This is a genomic window from Rhizobium yanglingense (assembly GCF_977109285.1).
Genome location: NZ_CDSAWY010000005.1, coordinates 712636 through 737339, shown reverse-complemented (window position 1 = coordinate 737339; position 24704 = coordinate 712636). Strand labels below are relative to the sequence as shown.

Annotated in this window: 14 protein-coding genes, 1 tRNA gene and 8 pseudogenes; 15 read left to right on the top strand and 8 right to left on the bottom strand. The window is 59.8% G+C overall.

Translation table 11 applies throughout. From position 1 onward, the window contains the following. Nucleotides 1–171 precede the first annotated feature (171 nt). Genes ACW4PC_RS13250 through ACW4PC_RS13230 form a run of 5 tightly spaced genes read left to right on the top strand, consistent with a single transcriptional unit; the run spans nucleotide 172 to nucleotide 5974 of the window. Complete coding sequence (locus ACW4PC_RS13250; protein ID WP_022717455.1) at nucleotides 172–423, top strand: acyl carrier protein; 252 nt, start codon at nucleotides 172–174, stop codon at nucleotides 421–423. Further along, nucleotides 423–1604 (top strand): acyl-CoA dehydrogenase family protein, encoded by a 1182-nt coding sequence (locus ACW4PC_RS13245; protein ID WP_455875005.1) that lies wholly within the window; start codon nucleotides 423–425, stop codon nucleotides 1602–1604. The genes ACW4PC_RS13250 and ACW4PC_RS13245 overlap by 1 nt, the downstream gene beginning before the upstream one ends. A gap of 5 nt (nucleotides 1605–1609) precedes the next feature. Further along, nucleotides 1610–2518: an amino acid--[acyl-carrier-protein] ligase gene (locus ACW4PC_RS13240; RefSeq protein WP_455874098.1), complete on the top strand. Its 909-nt coding sequence runs from the start codon at nucleotides 1610–1612 to the stop codon at nucleotides 2516–2518. 8 nt (nucleotides 2519–2526) lie between these two features. Further along, complete coding sequence (locus ACW4PC_RS13235; RefSeq protein WP_455874097.1) at nucleotides 2527–3489, top strand: DUF1839 family protein; 963 nt, start codon at nucleotides 2527–2529, stop codon at nucleotides 3487–3489. 16 nt (nucleotides 3490–3505) lie between these two features. Beyond that, nucleotides 3506–5974, top strand: a complete 2469-nt coding sequence (locus ACW4PC_RS13230) for a glycoside hydrolase family 2 protein (RefSeq protein WP_455874096.1) — start codon at nucleotides 3506–3508, stop codon at nucleotides 5972–5974. Here the strand turns inward: ACW4PC_RS13230 and ACW4PC_RS13225 are convergent. Together ACW4PC_RS13225 and ACW4PC_RS13220 are read right to left on the bottom strand one after the other, a co-directional pair. After that, nucleotides 5937–7730 carry a serine aminopeptidase domain-containing protein gene (locus ACW4PC_RS13225; protein WP_455874095.1) on the bottom strand — a complete coding sequence of 598 codons (1794 nt, stop codon included), beginning with the start codon at nucleotides 7728–7730 and terminating at the stop codon, nucleotides 5937–5939. The two genes, ACW4PC_RS13230 and ACW4PC_RS13225, sit on opposite strands and share 38 nt — an antisense overlap. Before the next feature lie 80 nt (nucleotides 7731–7810). Next, on the bottom strand, nucleotides 7811–9325 hold the full coding sequence (locus tag ACW4PC_RS13220) for a lipopolysaccharide biosynthesis protein (protein ID WP_455874094.1): 1515 nt from the start codon (nucleotides 9323–9325) through the stop codon (nucleotides 7811–7813). A gap of 160 nt (nucleotides 9326–9485) precedes the next feature. Between ACW4PC_RS13220 and ACW4PC_RS13215 the strand changes: the two genes are divergently transcribed. Next, nucleotides 9486–10364 carry a glycosyltransferase family 2 protein gene (locus ACW4PC_RS13215; RefSeq protein ID WP_455874093.1) on the top strand — a complete coding sequence of 293 codons (879 nt, stop codon included), beginning with the start codon at nucleotides 9486–9488 and terminating at the stop codon, nucleotides 10362–10364. Here the strand turns inward: ACW4PC_RS13215 and ACW4PC_RS13210 are convergent. The 3 genes and pseudogenes from ACW4PC_RS13210 to ACW4PC_RS13200 form a co-directional block, all read right to left on the bottom strand. Then, the gene (locus tag ACW4PC_RS13210) at nucleotides 10340–11506 is read right to left on the bottom strand and encodes a glycosyltransferase family 4 protein (RefSeq protein ID WP_455874092.1); all 1167 of its coding nucleotides are present in this window, start codon (nucleotides 11504–11506) and stop codon (nucleotides 10340–10342) included. The two genes, ACW4PC_RS13215 and ACW4PC_RS13210, sit on opposite strands and share 25 nt — an antisense overlap. Nucleotides 11507–11626: 120 nt before the next feature. Next, complete coding sequence (locus ACW4PC_RS13205) at nucleotides 11627–11863, bottom strand: Lrp/AsnC ligand binding domain-containing protein (protein ID WP_016556708.1); 237 nt, start codon at nucleotides 11861–11863, stop codon at nucleotides 11627–11629. 72 nt (nucleotides 11864–11935) lie between these two features. After that, nucleotides 11936–12831 (bottom strand): annotated as a pseudogene (locus ACW4PC_RS13200) (LysR family transcriptional regulator). Between the two features lie 109 nt (nucleotides 12832–12940). Here ACW4PC_RS13200 and ACW4PC_RS13195 point away from each other — a divergent pair. The 7 genes and pseudogenes from ACW4PC_RS13195 to ACW4PC_RS13165 all read left to right on the top strand — a co-directional run bounded on the left by ACW4PC_RS13195 (nucleotide 12941) and on the right by ACW4PC_RS13165 (nucleotide 21081). After that, nucleotides 12941–13120 (top strand): hypothetical protein, encoded by a 180-nt coding sequence (locus tag ACW4PC_RS13195; protein ID WP_455874091.1) that lies wholly within the window; start codon nucleotides 12941–12943, stop codon nucleotides 13118–13120. 3 nt (nucleotides 13121–13123) lie between these two features. Next, nucleotides 13124–14410, top strand: a complete 1287-nt coding sequence (locus ACW4PC_RS13190; RefSeq protein ID WP_455874090.1) for an NAD(P)/FAD-dependent oxidoreductase — start codon at nucleotides 13124–13126, stop codon at nucleotides 14408–14410. A gap of 36 nt (nucleotides 14411–14446) precedes the next feature. Then, nucleotides 14447–15984: pseudogene (amaB, locus tag ACW4PC_RS13185) on the top strand (L-piperidine-6-carboxylate dehydrogenase). A gap of 78 nt (nucleotides 15985–16062) precedes the next feature. Then, a pseudogene (locus tag ACW4PC_RS13180) lies at nucleotides 16063–17059 on the top strand (Ldh family oxidoreductase). Nucleotides 17060–17199: 140 nt separating this feature from the next. Further along, a pseudogene (locus ACW4PC_RS13175) lies at nucleotides 17200–18245 on the top strand (iron ABC transporter substrate-binding protein). A 70-nt stretch (nucleotides 18246–18315) separates the two neighbouring features. Next, nucleotides 18316–20027 (top strand): annotated as a pseudogene (locus ACW4PC_RS13170) (ABC transporter permease). After that, nucleotides 20024–21081: pseudogene (locus tag ACW4PC_RS13165) on the top strand (ABC transporter ATP-binding protein). The pseudogenes ACW4PC_RS13170 and ACW4PC_RS13165 overlap by 4 nt, the downstream one beginning before the upstream one ends. Here ACW4PC_RS13165 and ACW4PC_RS13160 read toward each other — a convergent pair. After that, nucleotides 21078–22411 (bottom strand): annotated as a pseudogene (locus tag ACW4PC_RS13160) (glucoamylase family protein). The pseudogenes ACW4PC_RS13165 and ACW4PC_RS13160 overlap by 4 nt on opposite strands. A 507-nt stretch (nucleotides 22412–22918) precedes the next feature. Here ACW4PC_RS13160 and ACW4PC_RS13155 point away from each other — a divergent pair. Continuing rightward, nucleotides 22919–23416: a dioxygenase family protein gene (locus tag ACW4PC_RS13155; protein ID WP_455874089.1), complete on the top strand. Its 498-nt coding sequence runs from the start codon at nucleotides 22919–22921 to the stop codon at nucleotides 23414–23416. On the opposite strand, the pseudogene ACW4PC_RS13150 reads toward ACW4PC_RS13155, so the two are convergent. Together ACW4PC_RS13150 and ACW4PC_RS13145 are read right to left on the bottom strand one after the other, a co-directional pair. Further along, nucleotides 23413–23628: pseudogene (locus ACW4PC_RS13150) on the bottom strand (hypothetical protein); the annotation flags it as partial. The gene ACW4PC_RS13155 and the pseudogene ACW4PC_RS13150 overlap by 4 nt on opposite strands. A gap of 233 nt (nucleotides 23629–23861) precedes the next feature. Further along, nucleotides 23862–23936: transfer RNA gene (locus tag ACW4PC_RS13145), tRNA-Gly, on the bottom strand. A 253-nt stretch (nucleotides 23937–24189) separates the two neighbouring features. On the opposite strand from ACW4PC_RS13145, the gene ACW4PC_RS13140 reads away from it, so the two are divergent. Beyond that, nucleotides 24190–24699: a prolyl-tRNA synthetase associated domain-containing protein gene (locus ACW4PC_RS13140; protein WP_455875004.1), complete on the top strand. Its 510-nt coding sequence runs from the start codon at nucleotides 24190–24192 to the stop codon at nucleotides 24697–24699. Nucleotides 24700–24704: the final 5 nt, after the last annotated feature.

Sequence of the window (24704 nt, the reverse complement as noted above, 5' to 3'; positions counted from 1 at the left end):
AAAAGATAAACGCCATCGAAGCAAGGTACTCCCTAAAATTTTAACTGTGAGTCTTCCTCATATTTAACCAGACAAGTTAGCGGAATGTTTTGTTTTCCGGCCTAAAAGAACGCTCATGATGAAGGCGATAATCGCCACTCGGGATCATGACAATCTTGGAGGTTGCTAAGGATGAACAAGACTATCCGCGAACTGCTCGCCAAATTCGGCAAGCTTCCTGTTTCGATCGATCAGCTAGCCGACGATGCCGATCTCTATGCGGCCGGTCTGACATCCTTTGCTTCCGTGCAGCTCATGCTTGGCATCGAAGAAGCGTTCGATATCGAATTCCCGGACAATCTCCTCAATCGCAAGTCCTTTGCCAGCATCTCCGCGATCGAAAAGACCGTCGATATCATCAAGGACAACCGGAAGGTCGCGTGATGAACTTTCCGGTCAAGATCACGGAACAGAGTTTTACCGTCAGAACGGCGCGGGTTGCCGAGATCGCCGCGAAATATGCCGACGCTGTCGACGCCGAAGGCCGCTTTCCATGCGAGGCCGTCGATGCGATGAAAACCGAGCGCCTGCTCGGCATTCAAGTGCCGCGCCACCTTGGTGGTGAGGGGGCTTCGACGACCGAAGTCGCCGAACTCTGCTCCGCTCTTGGCCAGGCTTGCGCCGCAAGTGCGATGGTCTTCGCCATGCACCACATCAAGCTTTCAAGCTTGGTCGAGCACGGCGCCGAAAGTGAATGGCATGCGGGCTTCATGCGGCACATCGCCGCCAAGCAGCTTTTGATCGCATCGGCGACGACCGAAGGCGGGATCGGCGGCAATCTGCGCAACAGCATCTGCGCCATCGAGGTCAGCGGCGACAGCTGCCGTCTCGAAAAGGACGCGACCGTGATCTCCTACGGCTCGCATGCCGATGCCATCCTCATAACCTCTCGCAGCCATCCGGACGCAGCACCCTCGGATCAGGTCCTGACGGCGTTTCTCAAGGACCAGTACACACTTGAGCGCACGCATATCTGGAACACGCTGGGCATGCGCGGCACCTGCTCCGACGGATTTCTCTTCAAGGGGCAAGCGCCTGCCGTTCAGATCCTGCCGAAGCCTTTCGCCGAAATCGCCGCACAGTCGATGCTCGCTTCGTCGCATCTGCTCTGGAGCGGCGTCTGGTATGGCATTGCGGTCGACGCCTTCTCCCGCGCGCAGGCCTTCGTGCGTGCCGCCGCCCGTAAATCTCCTGGTGTTCCGCCCCCCGGTGCGCTGCGGCTCGCCGAAGTCTCCACTCTGCTGCAGATGGTGAAGTCGAACGTCGTGGCGGGTCTCAAGGCTTACGAAGATGCCAAGTCCGATCCGGACAAGCTTTCCTCGATGGGCTTTGCGGTGGCCATGAACAACGTGAAGATCGCTTCGTCGGAAACGATCCTGGAGATCGTCAACCACGCCATGCTGATCTGCGGCATCGTGGGCTACAAGAACGGGACGCCCTTCAGCCTTGGCCGGCATTTGCGCGACGCTCATTCCGCACAGCTCATGATCTCGAATGACCGCATCCTCGGCAACACGTCGAGCATGCTTCTCGTCCACAAGCAGGACACTAGCCTACTGGGGTGACAGTCATGGATATGCAGACCTCGTTTCTAGACCGGCTCTTCGAATCCGGTCTACTGATCGATACCGGCGTCGACGGTCTTTATGGCCGTAGCGGCCAGTTCGAAGACGTGATCACCGCCTTCGAGCGCCTGATCGACAAGTTCGGCGGTGCGGATGGCGCAGAAGCCATGCGCTTCCCGCCGGGCATGAACCGCGCGCTTTTCGAAAAGAGCGGCTACATGAAAAGCTTCCCGCAGCTTGCGGGCACCGTCCACAGCTTCTGCGGCAGTGAACTCGATCACATGAACCTGCTGCAGTGCATGGAAGTCGGCGACGACTGGACGAAGGGCCAGGAAGCAACCGATATCGTGCTGACGCCAGCCGCCTGCTATCCGCTTTATCCGACAATCGCCAAGCGGGGCAATCTGCCTGCGAAGGGCGGCCTCTTCGACCTGCAGTCCTATTGCTTTCGCCATGAACCGTCGAAGGATCCCGCCCGCCAGCAGCTTTTCCGCATGCGCGAATATGTCTGCATGGGCACCGAAAGCCACGTGACCGACTTCCGTCAGCGCTGGATGGATCGCGGCGTCGAGATGATGAATCAGCTCGGCCTCGAAGTCGTCATCGACGTCGCCAACGATCCATTTTTCGGCCGCGGCGGCAAGATGATGGTTAACAACCAGCGTGATCAGAACCTCAAGTTCGAGCTGCTGATCCCGATCACGTCGGCTGCCAAGCCGACAGCCTGCATGAGCTTTAACTATCATCAGGACTCCTTCGGCCAGAAGTGGGACCTGAACCTTGAGGACGGCAGCGTCGCGCACACTGCATGCGTCGGCTTCGGTCTCGAGCGCATCGCGCTTGCGCTGTTCCATCATCACGGGCTCGACGTGACGGAATGGCCGGCGAATGTGCGCAAGACCCTGTGGGGCTGAGCGGTTCGATGTCCTGCGTTTTCCCGGCCATCCGTCCAGATGGCTACCGCCAGCATGCGCTGCATTCCAACGAGCGCATGTGGCCGGAAACCAACTGCTATATCGACCTCTGGATCGAAGTGCTGAACACGCTCAGGCTGCCGCCTGAAGCGATGCTCGGCTTTACGCTGACGCAGGATTTCGAGGGCGATCAATTCACCTTCTTCAAGGTGCCGCTCGAAGACCTCGAGGCGCTTTATGGCATCCGTGTCACCGAACTCGCGATCTTCGACCGCGTCGAGCATCACGTCGAAACGCAGATCAGGCGCGGCCGACTTTGCCTGATCGAAATGGACTCCTTCTATATGCCGGATACCCACGGTACGGCCTATCGTTCCGAACACGGCAAGACGACCGTCGCCATCAACCGGCTGGATGTTGCTGCCAAGCGCGTCGAGTATTTTCACAATGCCGGCTATTTCCAGCTTGAGGGCGAGGACTTCGACGGTCTCTTCCAGATGCATCTGGCGGACGAGGATTCGCCCTTCCTGCCCTATACGGAATTTGCAAAACTTCCGGAGGCGTTCGCAGGCGCAAACTATATCGGCGATGTGGCGCACCGTCTTTTCAAGGTCCATTTCTCACGCCGGCCTGCCGAAAACCCGATCCGTGCCTTTTCCAAGCAATTTCCGCAGCAGGTGGAAGTTGTCGCCGAGCGCCCTTTCGGCTTCTTCCACAAATATGCCTTCAACACCTTGCGCCAGTTCGGCGCCAATTTCGAGTTGGCCGCAGATCACCTCGCGTGGCTTTCTCCGGGCAGGTTCGCGCAGGCTGAAGAGCATGCCCGGCGCATCTCCGAAGTGGCGAAGTCGGTGCAGTTTCAGCTTGCCCGCGCCGTCACGCGCAGGAAGTTCGAGCCATTGCAGGCCGCGCTTGATCCGGCGGCAGATGCATGGGATGCCATGATGACTTCGATTTCCGATCGGCTTTGATACCGGGAGCTTGAGCATGGTGGGGCGGTTGGCAAGCGTCGGTGCGGAAGAGGTCCTGCTTTCCGAAGGCTGGAATCTGGTTCTGACGGAACCGGGAGCTTGCTTGACGCCGCATGACATCGCGCCGTCTTCGAGGTTCATTGCAGCACCTGTTCCCGGCACTGTGGCTGACGCTCTGGAGCGCGCCGGTCTCTTCGATCGCGAAAATCCGGAGCCGCTGAATACGAAAGACGCCTGGTACGTCTGCCGGCTCTTCGACGCCCAGCCTGGCGATGTTATCCTTCGTTTCGCAGGGCTTGCGACGCTCTGCCATGTCTTTCTGAACGGGCAGGAAATCCTCTCTTCCGAGAGCATGTTCACGGCGCACGAAATCCCGGTCACGCTTATGGGCGGCGATGACCTGGTCCTTTGTTTCCGTGCGCTCGGTCCCCGTCTTAGCGAGCCCGGAGCCCGCGCCCGCTGGCGTCCTCAGATGATCGCGCCGCAGGGGCTCAAGAACTTTCGTACGACGCTGCTTGGGCACATGACTGGCTGGTGCCCGGAGATTCATGCTGTCGGGCCGTGGCGGCCGATTACGCTTGTTCGCCGCAGCGTGATGTCGATCGATAATGTCTCGATCCGGGCTGTGCTGGAAAATGGCGTCGGCCGCCTCAGCGTTTCTTTGCACGCGGATGCCGAAAATCCCGAGATGCTGCTTCGCTGCGGAGAGGTGGAGCAAGGCTTTGAGAAGATCGGCGGAAATCATTATTCGGCGATCCTCAAGCTGCCGGAGGTCACGCCGTGGTGGCCGCATACGCACGGGACCCCGCATCTTTACGAACTGACGCTCGTTTCGGACGGCACCGAATATTCGCTCGGAAAGACCGGCTTCCGGCGGATTGAAATCGATCGTGGCGTCGACGGCGACGGGTTCGGCCTTCGCGTAAATGGCGAGCCCGTCTTCTGCCGCGGTGCTGTCTGGACGACGGCCGATATCGTTCGCCTGCCGGGTTACCGCGCGGACTACGAGCCCTTTCTGCGCCTTGCTGCCGGCGCCGGTATGAACATGATCCGAATCGGCGGCACGATGGCTTACGAGACGCCAGAGTTCTTCGAGCTTTGCGACGAGCTCGGCATTCTTGTCTGGCAGGACTTCATGTTTGCCAATTTCGACTATCCCCGAAGCGACAAGGCCTTCACGGGCCACGTTCATGCCGAAGTCGAGGGTTTTATCCACGGAGTGCAGGCTTCTCCTTGCCTTGCGGTTCTTTGCGGCGGAAGCGAGATTTATCAACAGGCGGCGATGCTTGGGTTGCCGCAGGAATTCTGGCGCGGACCGCTGACGGAGGACGTCATCCCGGCGATTGCAGAGCGTATGCGCCCCGACGTGCCCTACGTGCCGAACTCCCCTCACGGTGGGGCCATGCCTTTCTCGCCAAATACCGGCGTCACGCACTATTACGGCATTGGTGCCTATATGCGCCCGCTGGAGGATGCTCGCCGAGCCGACGTCCGGTTTGCTGCAGAAACCCTCGCCTTCGCCCATGCACCGCAACAAAAAACATTGCAGCGGCATCTGGATGTCCCGGCAGTCCATAGTCCGCTGTGGAAAGCTCGCGTTCCGCGGGATCGCGGCGCCTCCTGGGATTTCGAGGATGTTCGCGACTTCTACCTGAAGGAACTTTATAACGTCGACCCAGCGGCGCTGCGCCGGGAAAATCCGGAGCGCTATCTCGATTTGTCCCGCGCCGTGACAGGCGAGGTTCTGACGGAAACCTTCGCCGAATGGCGGCGCAAGGGTTCAAACTGCAACGGTGCTCTTGTCTGGACGCTTCAGGATATTCTGCCTGGTCCCGGTTGGGGCGTTGTCGATTCCACCGGTGAGCCGAAACCGGTCTGGTTTGCCATGCGCCGCGCCTTCCGCCCGATTCAAGTGCTGCTGACGGACGAGGGCACGAACGGCCTTGACGTGCATGTCATCAACGAAACCGGCGAAAGCTTGCCGGTTGAGCTTGACGTCGTTTGCCTAAGAGACGGCAAGCAGAGAGCCGTCGGCGGCAGCCAAGCACTGTTACTTGCGCCAAGATCCACCGAAAAGCTCGCCGCGACCGAGCTCTTCGGTGCATTTTTCGACACGACCTATGCTTTCCGTTTCGGTCCGCCTTCCCATGACGTAACCGTCGCGCGGCTGCGCTCCGCCGACGGCGGCCTGCTTGCCGAAGCATTCCATTTCCCGCTCGGACGGTCGAAGGCGTTTCACGATGCCGCGATCGATGTGAAGGCGGTAGAAGATGGCGGGAACTGGACCCTTGAGCTGCAGGCCGATCGCTTTGCGCAGTCCGTACACGTTGATGTCCCGAATTACCGTGCAGCCGACGATTGGTTTCATCTGGCGCCAGGTTCGGTCAAACGCGTCCCACTGCATGGGCTTGCGGGCGCGACGATGGGGGAGGCGCCCTCTGGTGAAATCAGGACGTTGGGAGGTTCGCGTATTTCGGCGATCTGACGGCGTGGCTGCGGTGCTCATGCGGTGTTGCCTGGCGCGTCCCGATCTTCAGCGATATGGAGCGGACCTCCTGAAGGTAGAAGGACTGAGCATGTGCCTGTGTAAGGTTATGATCGGCTTCCGGGATAATGTTGAGCCGAACGTTGCCGTAGCGTTTCAGATATGAGCCATTCTTGCCAAAATGATCATTGAACTGCTCAAGACCGGTATCATGGGCGGTATAGATCAGCGACACGTCAACCTTGCGGGCTTTCAGGGACTGGAAAAGATCGAGAATTGCGGTCCGTTCCTCGGATCGGACCGGCAGAAAATCCAGCATCGGACGGCTTAGCCTGATCGCTCGTCGCGCCAGAGAGGTCATGAAATTTTTGATTGCCCGCGGGACATCGATTTCACCGCGCAACAACCGCTTTAGGGTTTCCAACTGCAGCAGCTTCAGGCGGTATGTTTCGAGCGAGCGCGGCACATGGCGAAGCGATGCGTCGACCGTGAGCTTACCGGACCAGTGGAAGACATAGGGATTGGCGGCAATCAAGCCGCTGGAGCGTTCATCCCAGAGGCTGCCCTGGAAAGCGAGATAACCGCCGCTGCAGCGTCCGACAAGCACGGCAGGCAGCAGCTTGGATGATTCCAGAAGATCGAAGGCCGCTGTGATCTCATCGTTCTGTCCTTTGAAATAGAGCACCTGCTCTGGCGCGCCCGGTGTGGGCGGGCTATCTGCGACATTCGCATTGTCGAAGCGCAGCGAGGGAATACCGTCGCGGGCAAGCGCGCGCGCCATTTTTACGGATGTGCGGCCCCAGCCCGCATTCCGGTCGTAAGCCGTCGTCAAGATGATCGCGGTCGCCCCACGACGCGGAGCCGTGGGCTCGCAAAGAATGCCGTAGAGTTCGCCAGCTTTTCCAAACCGCAGCGGCGTCTCGGTGAACTCGGCGGTTGTAAGCGGTGCCACGGTCGGGCGTTGCCTTCGCGTTGATGTCCCCATCTGAGAACCGGAAATCGATTTCACCCATTCGACGATGTGATTGCCGGTCTCTACCGGCATCGTTGCGATCGTCGGGTTGAAGACGAGTTCGTCATAGCCGCGATAGACAGCTTCCCGCGTGGCCGGATGCAGGTCCTTGACATGGGCGGCAAAATCTTCGTCGGCCGAACGGTTCGGGCGCGTCAGCACCAAGCAGTTCTTTGCGTCGAGCTTCGAAAGCTCCATGAGGTTGATTTTGCGGACTTCCGCGGCGATTTCGTCCGACATACGAAGGCCGGCGATCCATACGCCCTGTGTTTCGCGCTGGCTTTCGGCAACGCCCATTCCGTCGTCGATCATCTTCGACCATACGGAGAGTTCACGCAGATAGAGCCGGCCGGAGATTGCGGGCGCCAACAATGCAATGCCCTCGACACCACCGAGCCTTTGCGCCAGATCGACAGCGATCGTGCTGCCGAGACTCTGGCTCACAAGTATGATGCTGTCACAGCCGGAAAGCGATTTCAGCTGCGCTGCAGCCTGCTCCGCCGTTTCGAGCCAGACGGCTAGGCCGCGGCTATGGTCCGTTACCTCCAGCGCGTCGCCGGTTCCTGCGTAGTCGAAGCGCAGGCTTGCCACACCCGCTTCGGCAAGTTCTTCCGCCAGCATACGGAAGAACTTGCGGGTGCACATTTCCTCAAATCCCCAGGGGCTGACAAAGAGAACGGCCGTGGATTTGCGCGCGGCTTGACTGGCAGGTGCGTAAAGGCCGATTGTGCCGGCAAATGTCACCGCCGCTCGGCTGCTGCGGCAGCCTTTCGCGTTGTCTTGCTGTTGTTGGTATCCAGCCCCGTGCTCATTTCCATTCCTTGTCATATTCTGCGCGGCGTGAGCAGCGCCAGCGCATGAAATGCTAATGGATGCGCCAGCTTCGGCAGGCGATTGACGATCTGTTCCATCACCGCAATATCAGCAGCCGGAACGGCGTTCAGCAGGCGTAGGGCGATCCCATAGGCGCCTGCTGCTGCGATAACCGCAACTACCAGCCCGCCAATTCCTGGAACAAAATGGATCGCTCCATATGCTGTCGCCCCACAAAGGGCCGCGGCAGCGGCGATGCGTAGAATCGGGATCGACATTTGGTAGATCGAGCCGTCGAGGTCGATCCGCGCGACCATAAACATGCACATGACCGTAAATGCCAGAAAACGGATTGCCGCGGCACCTTCTCCGCCGTACCAGGGCACGGCGGCAAAACAGCCCACAGCGAGTACGAGGCTGGCTATGCCTCCGATCATCAGGCGTTCGCGAATTCGATCGACGGAATACAGATATTGCGTGCAAATCTGCGTGAAGACGTAAGGTATGGCCGTCAGCGCCAAGATGGCGACTGTACCGCCCGCCGGCGCGAAAGGCTGGCCGAAGATTGCAACGACGAGCGGCTTGGCGATAGCGGCAAGACCGAAGCTCATTGGCAGCGTGATGTATGCAATGCTTCGAACGACCCCTTCAAAAATGCTTGCGGGGAGTTTGCCGTTGGGATTGGAATGAATTTTTTCCGAATAATAGGGAATAAGGCTACCGCTCAGTTGGACGGGAAGCTGCAGCGCGAGATTGGCCAGCGACAAGCCGACGGCATAATAGCCGACAGCCTCCACGCCCCAATCCTTCTGCAGGAAGAAAAGCTCGATGCGATTTAGGAAGATCGATGTATTCGCGTACTCCAAGGACAGAATGAACGAAGAGCTCGCAAGATAACCCACGCCGATACCACACGAGCTTGCGCGCGCCGAGGCAATCCTGAGCGTAAAGAGGAACATCAGGAACTGACCGGCTGCATAACCGGCCAAGGCGCCGCTAACGCCGTACAGCAGCGCACCTGCAAGCACGATGACGACCTGTACGACGGAGCTTGCGATCGTCAGCAGAAAATAAGGCGCGAGATTCTGTTCTCCGATCAGATAGTTCTTCGTGTAAGCGCCGATCGACTGGAAAAGGAAGAGCACGCCGGTGATGACAATCACGGCCGGGGCGCCGACGGCCCAATGAAGCTGCTCGGCTTCGAAATAGACCAGCGAATAAACGGCGAGCACTATCAGCGAGGCAACGATCGTTGGCCGTACGAGATAGGCGGCAAAGCTACGGCGTTCTTCGTAGGATCTTCCCTTAGCCCGCAGTTGCGGCAGGATGCGCAGAAGCATGACGCCAGTGCCTAGTTCGGCGACAAGCGCTCCGGTCGTTACCAGCCACAGGGAAAATGCGATAATCCCGTTTGCTTCCGGGCCGAGCAGCCGCGCGGCAATGATTGAACATGCAAAACCCGTCGCAAGCAGGGTCAGGCCTGCTGCCGCATTGAGCGCCGAGTTTGCCATTATGCTCTTCGCCATGAATACTACCGCTTTTCCTTTTCCCGGAGACCACAGCGCATTGTGAAGTGTCTATTTCAGATACCTTAATATTTGCCGCTTAAAGTCCAGTTAAACGTCGCACCGGTGGTCGGTATGAAAATCACCGCAATTTGCCGGCTTCTGCCTTCAGGGGTATCGATTGTTCAGCCTCATCGTCTGTACCGTTGATCGTTTCGATCAACTCGCGCGTCTTTTTGGATCCTTGGCAAGGCAGACGCTGAAGACCTTTGAAATCATTCTGGTCGATCAGAATGAAGATGACCGGCTATCTGATCTGGTGGAACGCTTCGCTTCCTCCTTTCCCATTCACCATCTACGCTCCGCGCGCGGGCTTTCGCATGCGCGCAATAACGGAATTGCGAAAGCATCCGGTACCTATGTGTGCTTTCCGGACGACGACTGCTGGTACGAGCCCGCTACCTTGGAAATCGCCGCGCGGCTCTTTCGAGAAAATCCCGCGCTTTCGATCGTAACGGGACGAACGCTTGATGCGGATGGCAAGCCTTCCGTGAGCCCGACGGGTGATCGCAGCGTAGAGATATCCCGCCGGACTTATCTTCGCTGCGGCAATTCGAACGGCATCTTCGTTCGTCGTGAAACGCTTTGTGCAATCGGCGGCTTCGACGAGAATCTGGGCGTTGGGTCGGCGTCGCCGTTTCAAAGCGGAGAGGAGGCAGATCTCCTGCTGCGCTTCGTCGGTGCCGGCCAAAAACTCATGTACTTCCCGGAACTCATCGTCCATCACGATCAGGTTGTGAGCGTGATCGGTACCCAGCAGATCGAACGCGCTCGAAAATATGGCCGCGGTTTCGGCGCGCTGCTGCGCAAGCACGATTTTTCCTTGCCGTACGTGACCTACAGAATTGCACGCCCGGCGGTCGGCTGGCTTGTTGCGCGCTTCCGGTTTAATGCGGATGAAGCGGCATTCAAGCGAGCATGGCTCAAGGGGATCGTCGAAGGGTACAAGGCTTGGCCGAAATGGAACGGCGTTGATCAGTCGCTTAGGACCGAGTCGTAGACGCTGAAATAGCGACCCGCCACCGTTTGCCACGAATACCGGCCGGCTTCCTGCATCAGTGTCAGGCGAATGCCTGCCGGATCAATTGAAAGAGCAAGATAGGCCGACTCCAAGATATCAGCCGCGGCTTGCGGATCGGAAAAGTCGGCAAGGCGTAGCAACGGGTGTTTTGCGGCCAGACTGCAATAGGCTGCATTTCCGTTGAGTACCGGCACAAGGCCAGCACTCATGGCTTCGAGGGCGACGAGGCCGAAGCCTTCATATTCAGAGGCGGAAGCGAAAAGCGACGCGCTGCGAATGAGGCGGGCGATCGAATCGTTGTCCGGTGAAACAGTCAACGTCACGGCAGTGTCGAGCGCGCGTGCCTGGATTTCTCGCCGCACGTCTGCTTCCTTGAGGTCGGATTCAGAGCCGACGATGTCGAGGTGCCATTCAAGATTGCGTGCTTTCAGGATGACCATGACATCCAGCAGATGATCCAGCCGCTTGTTGATGGAAAAGCGGCCTATGGTGATGATGCGGCGTCGTGGCTTTTGAGATGCGCTGTCGGCGAATTTGCCGATATCCACGCCGTTCTCGATCAGGATGCTCGTTCTTGGCGAGATTTTGCGAAACTGTTCCAGATCGGAGACGCTGCAGCCGACGATGCGTTTGTACCCCCTTGCCGACATGCGTGTCAGGGTCTGGAACCAAAGCTTTTTGATCGTGGCGTATTTTCGAGTGTGGAAGAAGCCGCCATGGGTGGTCACGATCATCGGCTTGCCGTGCAGGAAGCGTCCCAGGGCCAATGCATCGAAGAAGAAGTCGATCGCGTGCACGTGAATGACGGCGGCGTCCCCCAGGTGGCGAAAGACGTGCGGTGCAATCGGATAGCGCTGGCTGCCCGACCAAGGGATGCGGACCACCTCGATACCGTCGATCGTCTCATGGGCGGGCAGTTTGTTGTCCCGCGACGTGAAGAGCGAATCGAGCGTTATGACGCGGACGCGGTAGCCGTGTTTGATCGTCTGGTAGGCAAGGTTGGCGACAACATCTTCGAGTCCGCCGCGATTGGGCAGAAACTGGCGTACGACATGCACGATCAGTGGTGCAGCAGCTGCCTGCGGCACCGATGTGACTGTCTCTGTTTCCACTGCTGACATCGTTCACCTACCGGCCACATGGCCGTAACTCGGCTTTGACCAGATAATGGATGGCGTTAAAGCGGGGTTTACGGGGAGACCGGCGGATCGATTGTTGCGGAAGAAGGTTAATCGTATCTGTCAGAAGGCCTTGAAGGTCAGCGTCGTCAGCGAGCGAACAATGCCGGGGATATTGGCGATGTTGTCGTTGATGAACTTGCCGATGTCCTGACCCTCCTCGATATAGACCTTGAGAAGCAGGTCGTAATCGCCGCTCGTCGAGTAAAGCTCCGAAACGCGTTCGGTCTGGTAGATCGCGTCGGCAACCTCGTAGGTCTTGCCGGGCGCGCATTGGAGCTGGACGAAAATGGGTTTCATGGGCGTTTCCTGCGAAATATTCTGATTGGGCGCATAATGCTCGAAAGCGCTCTTGCGATGCAAGCCGTTCCGTCATCCCGCTTTCGCTTCTGCAATGATCCAGCCGCGAAAGGCTGAAAGCGGCGCATAGTCGGCCCGCTCGGGAGGACAGGCGAGATAATAGCTTTCGCTGCTTTCCATTTCCCGGCCGATCGCCGCGACAAGATCACCGCGCTTCAGCTCGTCCTGAATGAGAAATGTCGGCAGCAGCGCGACGCCGAGGCCGGCGATCGCTGCCTGTGCCGCCGTCGCAAACTGGTCGAACAACATGCCGTGTACGTTTTGGAAGGCGACGTCGTTATCGGCAAACCACCGCTCCCAGGCGTCAGGGCGGGTCGTCAGATGCAACAGGGGAACATCCAGCAGGTCTTCAGCTTTGGTGATGCCGTGCTGCCTCAGGAAGGCGGGGCTGCAGGCAGCAACCGTCTTTTCGGACATCAGGAAGGTCAATTCCGCTCCCGGCCAATGCGGATGGCCGAAGTGAATAGCGGCGTCGATGGAATCGAGCCGGAAATCGAAGGAGGAGAGCCGGGTGACGAGGTTGATCGTAACGCCCGGGTTCTGGTTCAGGAACCGGCCGAGGCGTGGTGCCAGCCAGCGGGTGCCGAAGGTCGGCAGGATGGCGAGGTTCAGCGTTCCGCCATGCGGATTAGCCCGCAGGTTCAGCGATGCGCTGGAAATTCGGCGAAGTGCTTCGCGGATCTCGCGGGCGTAGCTGTCGCCAGCAAGCGTGAGGCGCATCGTCTGGCGTTGCGCGAAGAAAAAGTTCAGCGCCAAGCTGTACTTCCAGTGCCTTGATCTGGCGGCTGACGGCGCTCTGGGTGAGGTCGAGTTCGGCGTGCTGCCGCCGTCACGCTGCCGGTTCGGGCGACAGCCTCGAAGGCGGCGAGCAATGAAATCGACGGCAGAAAACGTCGCGAAGGCAGCATGGTTCATTCCAACTTGAGAATGATGTGTTTCCAAAACGTCGATATTCATGGCGCTGGAGCCTTTGTAAAGACTTCTATCCTCCAAAATCGGAATGACCCGGAGTTCTTGATGCCGAGCACCGTAGAGGACGAGCTGAAGCTCTATGCCGAGCGCCAGTCGGCTTCTCCCGACGCCGTGATGAAGACGCTGGGGATCGTCGGCCTGGAGTTGAAAACCGTTGACCGAGGCTGCTTCCGCAACGCCGTGGACGGCGCTAGAGTGCTGCCGCGCTTGCTTGGAATGGACTGACCGATGCTGAATGATCCCCGCTCCCACGGCCTCTGGGAAAAGACCGCCCCGCTGCCCCAGGAGACATCGGCGCTCCAGGGCGCCCTGTCGGCCGATGTGGTGATTGTCGGCGGCGGCTACACCGGGCTGTCGTCCGGTCTTCACCTTGCCGAAGCCGGCTCGAAGGTCGTGCTGTTGGAGGCCAAGGAGATCGGTTTCGGTGGGGCTGGCCGCAATGTCGGACTGATCAATGCCGGCATGTGGGTGATGCCGGACGATCTGCCGGGCGTTCTCGGGCAGACCTACGGCGATCGCCTGCTCGGTATGCTCGGCGAGGCGCCTCGCCTTGTCATGGAGTTGATCGAAAAGCACGACATCGCCTGCGAGCTTGAAAAGAACGGTACGTTGCATTGCGCCGTCGGCGCGGATGGGTTGAAGGAAATCGAGACGCGTGCTGCGCAGTGGTCCGCGCGCGGGGCGCCAGTGACGCTGCTTGATGCCGCCGAGACCGCACGTCGCGTTGGCGCCGGCGCCTATGCCGGATCGCTGCTCGATATGCGTGCGGGAACACTGCAGCCGCTCGCCTATGCTCGAGGGTTGGCGCATGCGGCTATCAAGGCGGGCGTTTCGATCCATACATCGAGCCCTGTTATCGCAACCGAACGAGACGGCAGCCGATGGACGGTGAAGACTGAGAGCGGCCGGGTGAACACTGACTGGATTATCGTCGCGACGGATGCCTATAGCACCGGGCCATGGGAACAGGTCCGCTGCGAGCAGGTGCATCTTCCCTATTTCAATTTCGCGACGGCGCCGCTCAGCGATAATCTGCGCAAATCGATTCTGCCCGGTCGCGAAGGCTGTTGGGATACGAAGGAGATACTCTCCTCATTCCGGATGGATCGTGCCGGGCGCCTCGTTTTCGGCAGTGTCGGAGCGTTGCGCAACACCGGCGCTGCAGTTCACAAAAGCTGGGCGAAACGCTCGCTAAAGAGGCTCTTTCCGCAGATCGGCGACGTAGAATTCGAATACGAATGGTACGGCAAGATCGGCATGACCGACAATGCGCTACCACGCTTTCACAAGTTCGCGCCGAATGCCGTTGGCTTCTCCGGCTATAATGGCCGGGGCATTGCGCCTGGCACGATATTCGGCCGTACGCTGGCACACCATATATTGGGCCGGATCGCGGAGGCGGACCTGCCCTTGCCGGTTACGGACCTGCGGGTGCCCGGTTTCCGCGCGCTCAAGGAAATGTGGTACGAAGCCGGCGCCCAGGTCGCTCACTTCGCCGCCGCGCGCTTTTGGTAAAAGCTCGCAATCAAGAACAACAAGGTTGGAAACACGATGACCATCGCTACCCTCGATCTCGCAGCCGAGACGAAGAAACTGCTTTCCGAACTCGGCGTCGATGCGGCCCGCTATACCGGCGGCTCGCAGCGTGTGGCTTCGCCGATCACCGGCAAGGAAATCGGCCTACTCAAGGAACATTCCGTCGCGGATGCCAAAAAGGCGATCGATGAAGCGCACAAGGCATTTGCTGAATGGCGCGCAGTCCCTGCGCCGAAGCGCGGCGAACTTGTTCGTTTGCTTGGCGAAGAGCTTCGCGCGGCGAAGCCGGCGCTCGGTCGCCTCGTTTCGATCGAAGTCGGCAAGATCACGTCCGAAGGTCTCGGCGAAGTCCAGGAAATGATCGACATCTGCGATTTCGCGGTCGGCCTTCGCGCCAGCTCTACGGCCTAACGATTGCAACCGAGCGTTCCGAGCACCGCATGATGGAAAGCTGGCATCCGCTCGGCGTGGTCGGCATCATTTCGGCCTTCAACTTCCCGGTCGCGGTCTGGTCGTGGAATGCGGCGCTGGCGCTCGTCTGCGGCAATTCCACCGTCTGGAAGCCGTCGGAAAAGACGCCGCTGACGGCACTTGCCGTACAGGCGCTGTTCGAAAAGGCGCTGAAGCGCTTCGTCGCCGAAGGCGGGCAGGCTCCGGCGAACCTTTCGACGCTGCTGATTGGCGGCCGCGATGTCGGTGAAGTCCTCGTCGATCACCCGAAGGTGCCGCTGGTTTCCGCCACCGGCTCCACGGCCATGGGCCGCGCCGTCGGCCCGCGGCTGTCGCAGCGCTTTGCCCGTGCGATCCTAGAACTCGGGGGCAACAATGCCGCCATCATCTGCCCGACAGCCGATCTCGATCTCACTTTGCGCGGCGTTGCCTTTTCGTCGATGGGAACCGCCGGCCAGCGCTGCACGACGCTTCGCCGTCTCTTCGTACACGAGAGCATCTACGACAAACTCGTGCCTCGCCTGCAGAAAGCCTATGGATCGGTCACGATCGGCAATCCGTTGGAAAACGGGACGCTTGTCGGTCCGCTGATCGACAAAGCGGCCTTCGAGAAGATGCAGTCGGCTCTATCCGAGGCAAAGTCGGCTGGGGGCAAGGTCACGGGTGGCGAGCGCGTCGAAAACGGCGCTGCCGAAGCCTTCTATGTGCGCCCGGCGCTTGTTGAGATGCCGTCTCAGACCGGTCCCGTCGAACACGAGACCTTCGCGCCGATCCTCTATGTCATGAAGTACACGGATTTCGACGAGGTGCTGAAACTGCACAATGCCGTGCCGCAGGGCCTGTCTTCCTCGATCTTCACCAATGACATGCGTGAAGCCGAAACATTTGTTTCCGCCCGTGGCTCCGATTGCGGCATCGCCAACGTCAATCTCGGCCCGTCGGGTGCCGAAATCGGCGGTGCTTTCGGTGGCGAAAAGGAAACCGGGGGCGGCCGCGAATCCGGCTCGGATGCCTGGAAGGCCTACATGCGCCGCACGACGAACACGATCAATTACGGCAAGACGCTGCCGCTCGCTCAGGGTGTCAAGTTCGACGTCGAGTGATCGAGAGCCGCATTGAATCCGAAGGGACGATGACGTAACACCGTCATCGTCCCTTTGTTTTTGCCCAAGGTTTTTTCCATGCATCTGACACTTGCCGCAGCCGAAGCGCTGGTCATCGACGCGTTGAAGCGCAGCGGAGTGGAGGAGGGAAATGCGCGCTCCGTCGCGCGTGCGCTGGTCGCCGCAGAAGCCGCAGGACAGGGTGGCCACGGGCTGCGCCGCGTCGTTGCCTATGCGGCCCAGGCAAAGTCCGGAAAGGTCGACGGAATAGCCAAGCCGATCGTCTTCCAGCCTTTTCCATCCATCATCCAGATCGACGCCTGCCACGGCTACGCTTATCCGGCTTTCGATCTCGCCGTGCCGTTGCTGTCGCAGATGGCGCGCAAACAGGGCATTGCGCTTGCCGCTATCCGCCGTTCGCATCACGCGGGCGTGCTCGCGCTGACCGTCGAACGTTTTGCCGAAGCTGGTCTCGTGGCGCTGATGGTTGCGAATGCCACGGCTTCCATGGCTGCCTGGGGCGGACGCAAGCCCGTCTTCGGCACCAATCCCATTGCCTTTGCAGCGCCCGTTCCCGCAGATGATCCGATCGTCATCGACCTTGCCTTGTCGCGCGTTGCGCGTGGCAAGATCATGGCCGCCCGGCAAAAGGGCGCGTCGATCCCGGCCGATTGGGCCTTTGATCGTGACGGCCAGCCGACAACCGATGCGGTTGCCGCCCTGGAGGGCACCATGGTGCCATCCGGCGGGGCCAAGGGTGCTGCGCTTGCCATGATGGTCGAGAGATTCTCGCAGCTCCGCTCGCAGGGGCCAATTTTTCCTTCGGTATCATCACTTCCTTGTTCGATGACCAAGGAGCAGCGCCCGGCCTTGGGCAGATGGTGATCGTTATCAATCCCGAAGCCAGCGGTGGGAAGCTTCGCGGCATCGCGTCTGGGCGAACTTGCCGCTGAAATTTCTCTCCGATCCCGGTGTCCGCCTGCCCGGTCGCCGCGGTCAGAATGCGCGAAAATACGCGCTGGAGCATGGCATCGAAGTCGAGGATGATGTGATCGACGCCATCCTGGCTATATAGAATTGATCTAAAGTTGATGGGTGGGTTCAAGTATTTGTGAAGTCCGGCGGCAAGGGGAAACTTGAAAAACTAAATCAAGAAAAATATACGGGGCGCACATCACCCGGGGAGTTTGGGTGACACTCGCCATGGAGGGCATCATGAAAATTTCTCTTACGCGCTTTTCCGCGCTTGCTTTGGCCGCCTCGCTTCTTGCTGCGACGTCGCTGGCATCCAGCGCAGATGCGCAGGAATCCGAAGGTATCGTCGTCTATAACGCTCAGCACGAAAGCCTCGGCCGTCGAATGGATCGATGCCTTCACCAAGGAGACCGGCATCAAGGTCACGATGCGCCAAGGGCAGCGACATGCAGTTCGCCAACCAGATCGTCCAGGAAGGGGACGCATCCCCGGCCGACGTGTTCCTGACCGAGAACTCGCCGGCGATGGCGCTCGTCGACGGCGCGGGCCTGTTCGCCCCGGTCGCCACAGAAACGCTTGAGCAGGTGCCCGGCGCAGTACCGCCCGGCCGATGGCCATGTGGACCGGCGTTGCCGCCCGCTCGACGGTGTTTGCCTATGACAAGACCAAGCTGACGCGAAGACAAGCTGCCGAAGTCGATGCTCGATCTTGCCGATCCGAGCCTGGAAGGGCCGCTGGGCCGCGTCGCCATGCTGGCGCCGATTTCCAGGCGATCGTCAGCGCGCTTCTGTCAGCTGAAGGGCGAAGAGGCGACGGCCTCACTGGCTGACGTCCATGAAGGAAAACTTCACCGCCGTACAAGGGCAACAGTCGACTGCGATGAAGGCCGTCAATGCCGGCGAAGTCGAAGGCGCGGTCATCTATCACTACTATTGGTTCGGCGATCAGGCGAAGACCGGCGAGAACAGCAAGAACGTCGCGCCTGCATTACTTCAAGAACCAGGATCCGGGCGCCTTCCTCAGCGTATCCGGCGGCGGCGTGCTTGCAGTCGACGCCAGCACAAGGAAGGAATGCCCAGGCGTTCCTGAGGTTCGTTGCCGGCAAGGCCGGGCAGGACATCCTGCGCGACGGCACGTCCTATCGAGTACGCCGTCGGCAATGGCGAAGCCAACGAAAGCGGCTCGTGCCCGCATTGTCCGATCTCGATGCGCCGAAGGTCGAGGCTTCCGACGCTCGACAGCGCAGAAAGTCGTCAGACCTGATGACGGCCGCGGGCCTGCTCTGATAGGCCTGCTCTAGCCGCAGGCCCGATCGAGTTAAAGCTATTGCTTTTGGCTCAAGAAAACCTTACGGGCATGACCCAATCCGGCAACCGCTTCGAAACGAGGCGGTTGCGCATGTCCTTTTTCAGCGTATCAAAGGCAGTCGGCCTTGCGTGCACGACAGCAGATTCGCTTGTTTCCGGCTCCGCCGCCCGGCAGATGGTAGTCGCCAGCCAGCGGAACAGGTTTGCTGCGCGGGGGCATGCCGCACGCCTCCGGGTCGTCGTCTTTGCAACGCCTCGTCGCGCTCATCAGCCTCGTGCCGCTCGGCTTCATCGCCTGGATTACCATCCATGACCGGCTGGCAGACGCGTCAAGGCGTTGGTCTTCCGGCCTCGTGTCGGCGAGCTGCTCGATCAACACGGTCGCTCCTCGAAGCGCTGCACCATTCCCGCTGACGATTGCTCTTGCCGTGACGCTCGCCTGGCTGACGGAGCGGACCGATCTGTCCCGGTGCCACGGCTGTGGTCCTGGCTTGCCGTGGCGCCGCTTGCCGTTCCGGCCTTCGTCCACAGCTATGCCTGGGTCAGCCTGGTTCCCGGCACTGCGCGGCCTGCAGAGCGGTGTCTTCGTTTCCGTGCTCGCCTATTATCCGTTTCTCTACCTGCCGGTCGCTGCTGCATCTTCGCCGCCTCGATCCGGCGATCGAGGATGCGGCGGCGTCGCTTGGCCTCGATCCCTGGCAGTGTCTTCTTCCGTACGATCCTGCCGCAGTTGCGGCTTGCGATCTGCGGAGGCTCGCTGTTCGATCGGGCCTGCATCTCCTGTCGGAATACGGGCTTTACGTGATGATCCGCTTCGACACCTTTTCGACCGCGATCGTCGATCAGTTCCAGTCGGCCTATCAACAGCCCCGCAGCCAATATGCTCGGCCGGTGTGCTCGTCGCCTGCTGCCTGTTCCTGCTTGGCCTCGAAATGCCTGCTGCGCGGCAACGAGCGCTACGCCCGCGTCGGCTCCGGTTCCGCACGGCCCGCCGATCGCCGCCGTCTCGGCTGGTTTGTCGTACCTGCCATTCTGCTGCCGGCCATCGCTTGCGGTGCTGACGCTCGGCGTCCCGCTCATGACGCTCGGCCGCTGGCTCTATCTCGGCGGCGGCGAGATCTGGCGGCTGGATGCGTGTCGGAAATGCGTTCGTTCAAACGATCGTCCTTGCGGTTGCAGGCGGCGTGCTGACGACGATCGCGGCCGCGCCCATGGCCTGGCTGTCGGTCCGCGCACCCGGCCGATTCGCAGCGCCTGCTCGAAGCCTGCCATTATTATGTCGGCGTCGCTTCCGGGCGTTGTCGTGGCGCTGGCATTGGTGACGATCACCGTGCGGCTGGTCGCTGCCGCTCTACCAGACTTTTGCGACCCTCATCATTGCCTATGTCCTGCTCTTCCTGCCGCGTGCGATGGTCGGCCTTCGTGCCAGCATCGCACAAGCGCCTGTGGAGCTGGAACGGGCTGCCATGTGCCTGGGACGCACGCCATCGCAGGCCGTGCGCCAGACGACCATGCGCCTTGCTGCACCCGGGCTTTGCTGCAAGCATTGCGCTGTCGGCGCTTGGCATCACCAACGAGCTGACGGCTACGCTGATGTTGTCGCCGAACCGGTGTTGAAACGCTGGCAACGAAATTCTGGTCGCTGACCAGCGAAATCGACTATGTCGTCGGCCGCTCCCTATGCGGTGATGATGATAGTGCTGTCGCTGCCGCTGACCCTTCTCTCTATATGCCCAATCGAAACGGACCGCCGGCCAATGACCTTGCTTACGATCCAGTCTGTCAGCAAGTCGCTATGGCCTAGTGACAGCGCTGGACAAGGTGACGCTGGACGTTGCCGCCGGCAGTCGCACCGCCGATCGTCGGCCCCTCCGGCTCCGGCAAAACGACGTTTGCTGCGCATCGTCGCCGGCTTCGAGACGGCCCGATGAAGGGCAGGTCGTCCTGAACGGCGAAGCGCTTGCCGGATGGCTCGGCAGCCGTTCCCGGCGCACAAGCGCGGCATCGGCATCGTCTCGCAGGACGGTGCGCTCTTCCCGCATCTGAGCGTTGCCGACAATATCGGCTTCGGTTTCGAGCCGAGGGCGCTCCCGATCGCGACAAGCGGATCGTCGAACTGACTGGATATGGTCGAGCTCGACCGCAACATGGCTGACGCGCCGTCCCCACCAGCTTTCCGGCGGCCAGCAGCAGCGCGTGGCACTGGCGAGAGCCCTCGCGCCGCAAGCCGCGCCTCATGCTGCTCGACGAGCCCTTCTCGGCGCTCGATACCGGCCTGCGCGAACACATGCGCAAGGCTGTCGCGCGCGTGCTGCACGACGGCGGATATCGACGACGATTCTCGTAACCCATGATCAGGCAGAGGCTCTCTCCTTCGCCGATCAGGTCGCGGTGCTCCGGGAAGGCAAGCTGATCCAAGCGGGTTCACCGCAATCGCTCTACCTGCAGCCGAAGGACCGCGAGACCGCACTCTTCCTGGGCGATGCGGTGATGCTTCCCGCGATTGTCCGAAATGGCTTTGCCGATTGCGCGCTCGGCCGCGTTGCAGTGGAAGGCAGCCATCAAGGCAAGGCCGAGATCATGCTGCGGCCGGTAGCAGATTCGCGTCGTTGCCGATGAGAGCGACGAGCCCGCCTATGGTGGTCGCGTCGTCGAGGTCGAGTTCGGCGGCGCAACCTGCACCGTGGCGGTGTCGTTGGAAGGTGTGGCGCTGCCGCCGATCTTCATCAAGACATCCAGCGTGGCCTTGCCCGAACGCGGCGATCGTGTTCGCCTTGATATCGCCGGCAAGGCGCATGTCTTCGGCCGCCGTTAAGCCGTCTTTCGCGAAGCCCTTTCCGTTTCCGCCTGCTCCAGCCAGCCGCCCGTAAAACCGGCGCGTTCAAGGCCGAGACGGATGACCGGCGACTGCCGCATGAGGTCCCAGATGAACTCCGACCGGTCGTTTTCGATCGCCATCACCACCAGTCCTTGGTCGATCGCGACGCATCGATCGTCCACCCAACCTTCTGGCCGGGCCGTCTTCACCGTCGGGTTGAAGCCACCTGGAAAGCGGCCTTCGCAGAGCAGGTCAGGATAGGCGGCAAGCAGCGCCTTTAGGCCATCAAGCGACGCCTGCCGGTCAAAGGGCAATGCCGCAACCGCCGCCCAGGGTGCAATTGTCCCGTCATCCGGGCCAAGCGGTGCACCGCGGGCGGCGTAACCCAGCACCTTCGGACGCCGGCCGCCACGCATGCTGCGCGTTGGCGGCGGGCCGTCGGAGGCGGAAAGTCCCCAGACATCCTTATTGTAGCCAACGAAGTGTCCGGGGTTGCGCTCGGCATAATCGCGCTGCACGGCGATCGAAACCTGTGTGTTGCGGAAATAGTCCCAGTCACGGGCGGCCATCTCTCGGTCCTTAATCCCGCGGAAGTCGATCCACGCATGCGAAAAAAGGTGAATGAAGAACGGTCCAGCATAGAGATAGGGCTGCTTGCCAAAGAGCATCCAGGAATAGCTTGAGACGAAGGCATCGTAGCTCGATGGCGGGATCGGATGGGTCGGCGAAGCAAGCGCCAGCATATAGAGCAGGATCGCTTCGTCATATCCCTGCCAGCGCCAGCGCAGAAAGCCGCTGCCCTGGCTTCCAGCCCATACTGACGGTCTGCCCCTTGTTCAACGCCCAATGCCAGTCGATGCGCTCATAGATGAATTTCGCAAGCTCGCGGATTTCCGCCTCCACCGCATCGGTCCGATCGAAATAGGCGGCAGCTCGTCAGCATGCCGGCGACGAGCAAGGTCGTGTCGATTGTCGAGAGCTCGCTGTTCCAGGCCCGGTGGCCGCTATCCATATGCAGGAAGTGGTAATAGAAGCCGCGATAGCCGGTCGCGTGGCGTTCGCGTCCCTGATGGCTCCTGGCAAAGAAACGCAGCGTCGTGACTGACCTGCCTGCGGCTTCTGCGCGCGCCATCCATCCGCGTTCGGCGGCGACCGTATAACTGGAGAGCGCAAAGCCGACGGCAGCGATGCTGCAAGGAACCCCGGGCACTGACGTGTCCGCGATCAGGCCGTTTTCGGGATTGGAATATTTCACAAAATAGTCGAATGCGGATTTCTGCAGCCTGTCGATTAGGGCGGCATCCGTGTCGTCAATTCGTTGCAGCATACATCAAACCAACCGTTGCCCGCCCACGCTCAACATGGCGATGCGTTGCGCGCAAATCAAATTCTTTTCAGATAGTGCGGCAAATGGCTGCGATCGGTCGTTTTGGCGCTGACGTGGCGACATGGCTTTAAAACACTAAATCGTCTTACGGTGGGCTATTATAAATATTTGATATTTTTATGATAACTGGAGAGATCGAAGGAATTTGAACCCTCGACCCCAACCCTTGGCAAGCATAAAAATACGACGTCGTAGAATCGTGCCCCTACTGCAGAATTCGCTCCAGTTTTAGAAAGAGCGGTTTTTGCGTCGCGGAGCGCTCGATGCTACAACTGAGTACCCAAATTCCAAGCGACCCGCCCCACTTCTGCCCAATGGCGCCGCAAGAATTCTTGGTTTCCATGTTAGGGAGATACAACGCCATGCCGACCCGGCGACATTTCCTTATGGGCTTCGTTGCCACGCCGATTGTGCTCCCAAGACTTGGCTCATGCAGCTGGCGCTCCTGTGCAGCTGTCGCTTACACCAACTTGCGATGGTGACAACGATCTGACGCCAGAGCAGACCGAGGGCCCGTATTTCACCCCAGAGAGCCCTGAAAAACAGGACCTCGCGCGCGATGCACCGGGCGGTGAAAGGATGACGCTTGCCGGTTACGTGCTGACCGAGAACTGCCAGCCCGTGGCAAAAGCGTTGATCGAGTTATGGCATGCCAATGAGATTGGCGCCTATGACAACAGCGGATACAAACTCCGCGGACATCAATTCACCGATGCTGAAGGCAAATGGTGGTTTGAGACGATCGTGCCAGGGGTCTATCCTGGCCGCACCCGGCATTACCACCTGAAAGTCCAACGGCCCGGCGGAAACGTGCTGACGACGCAGCTCTATTTTCCCGGTGAGCCGGACAATGAACGTGACCGGATATTCAACGCAGCCTTGTTGCTCGATGTCAGGGCGACGAGCGACGGAAAATTCGGCCGCTACGATTTCATAGTGGCCTAAACCGGGCGCCTTGCATGGCAAGCGATGAAGCGAGGCCGTTGCATTGCAAAATTCCACGGCATGAGGGTTTCGATTTCGCTGGCTGGCCACCCGCTGCGATGCGCTCGAGGGTCTGCGTCATCGACATCGTTCATCTTGGCGGTCTGAATGAGCGTTGCGCTTAGATGCGTGCCGGCAAAAAGAGAATTCTTCCGAACGATGGCCTGTGGCCTGGTTGGGATCGACTACCCTGCCCACGACAGACATGGGCTCGTCAAAATTGCGGGCGGCACTCATGCATGATTGCAAGAAGATCAACATCAGCTTCATGCACTATGATCTGGGATATATCGACCTGGAGCAGAGGACCTTGCAAACCATCGACAACCCGTTCGGCACGAGGTTGTCACCCATGTGTTAGGTACGATCTGTTACCTATCTCTCCGGGTCGGACAAAAGATGAAACTGGAGCGGGCGAAGGGATTTGAACCCTCGACCCCAACCTTGGCAAGGTTGTGCTCTACCCCTGAGCTACACCCGCTCAATCCGCATCGGTCCGGGGTAGTTGGTGGACCGTGGGCTGCCACCTTGCGGCGACGGGCGCTATATGGCCCAATCGATTTTTAAATGCAACAGGGAAATCACGCAAAGCCCAAGAAAAATTCCACGACTTCCGAGGCGCTTTCGCAAACTGCCGCAAATTCAGGGATAAGCGTCGATCCCGAACATTGCAAAACACGTCCCTCCGACTTAATCAGGGCACCTTATCTCCTTCTTTCCGCACGGATGCCGCGATGACCGAAACCAAGCCGAAAAACAAGAACGAACTTTTCGCCTTCCTCGACGGGCTCGGCATCGCGCACAGCACGCATGAGCATGCTCCAGTCTTCACCGTGGCCGAATCGGTGTCGCTGCGCGATGCTATTCCCGGCGGGCATACAAAAAACCTTTTCGTGAAAGATAAGAAGGATCAGTTCTTCCTGCTGACAGTCGAGGAACATGCCGTTGTTGATCTCAAGACCGTGCATGCGCTGATCGGCGCCGCCAGCAAGGTTTCGTTCGGCAAGGCGGAAAAGCTGATGGAATATCTTGGCGTGATCCCCGGCGCGGTCACCGCCTTTGGCGCCATCAACGACATGGGCAACAATGTGACCTTCGTGCTCGATGCGGACTTGATGAAGGAGGAGGTCGTCAATTGCCATCCGTTGTCCAACGATGCGACGACGTCGATTGCAAGCGCAGATCTCATTCGCTTCATGGAAGCGACCGGCCATAAGCCGCTTGTCTTGAAAGTGACGGCCTGACATAC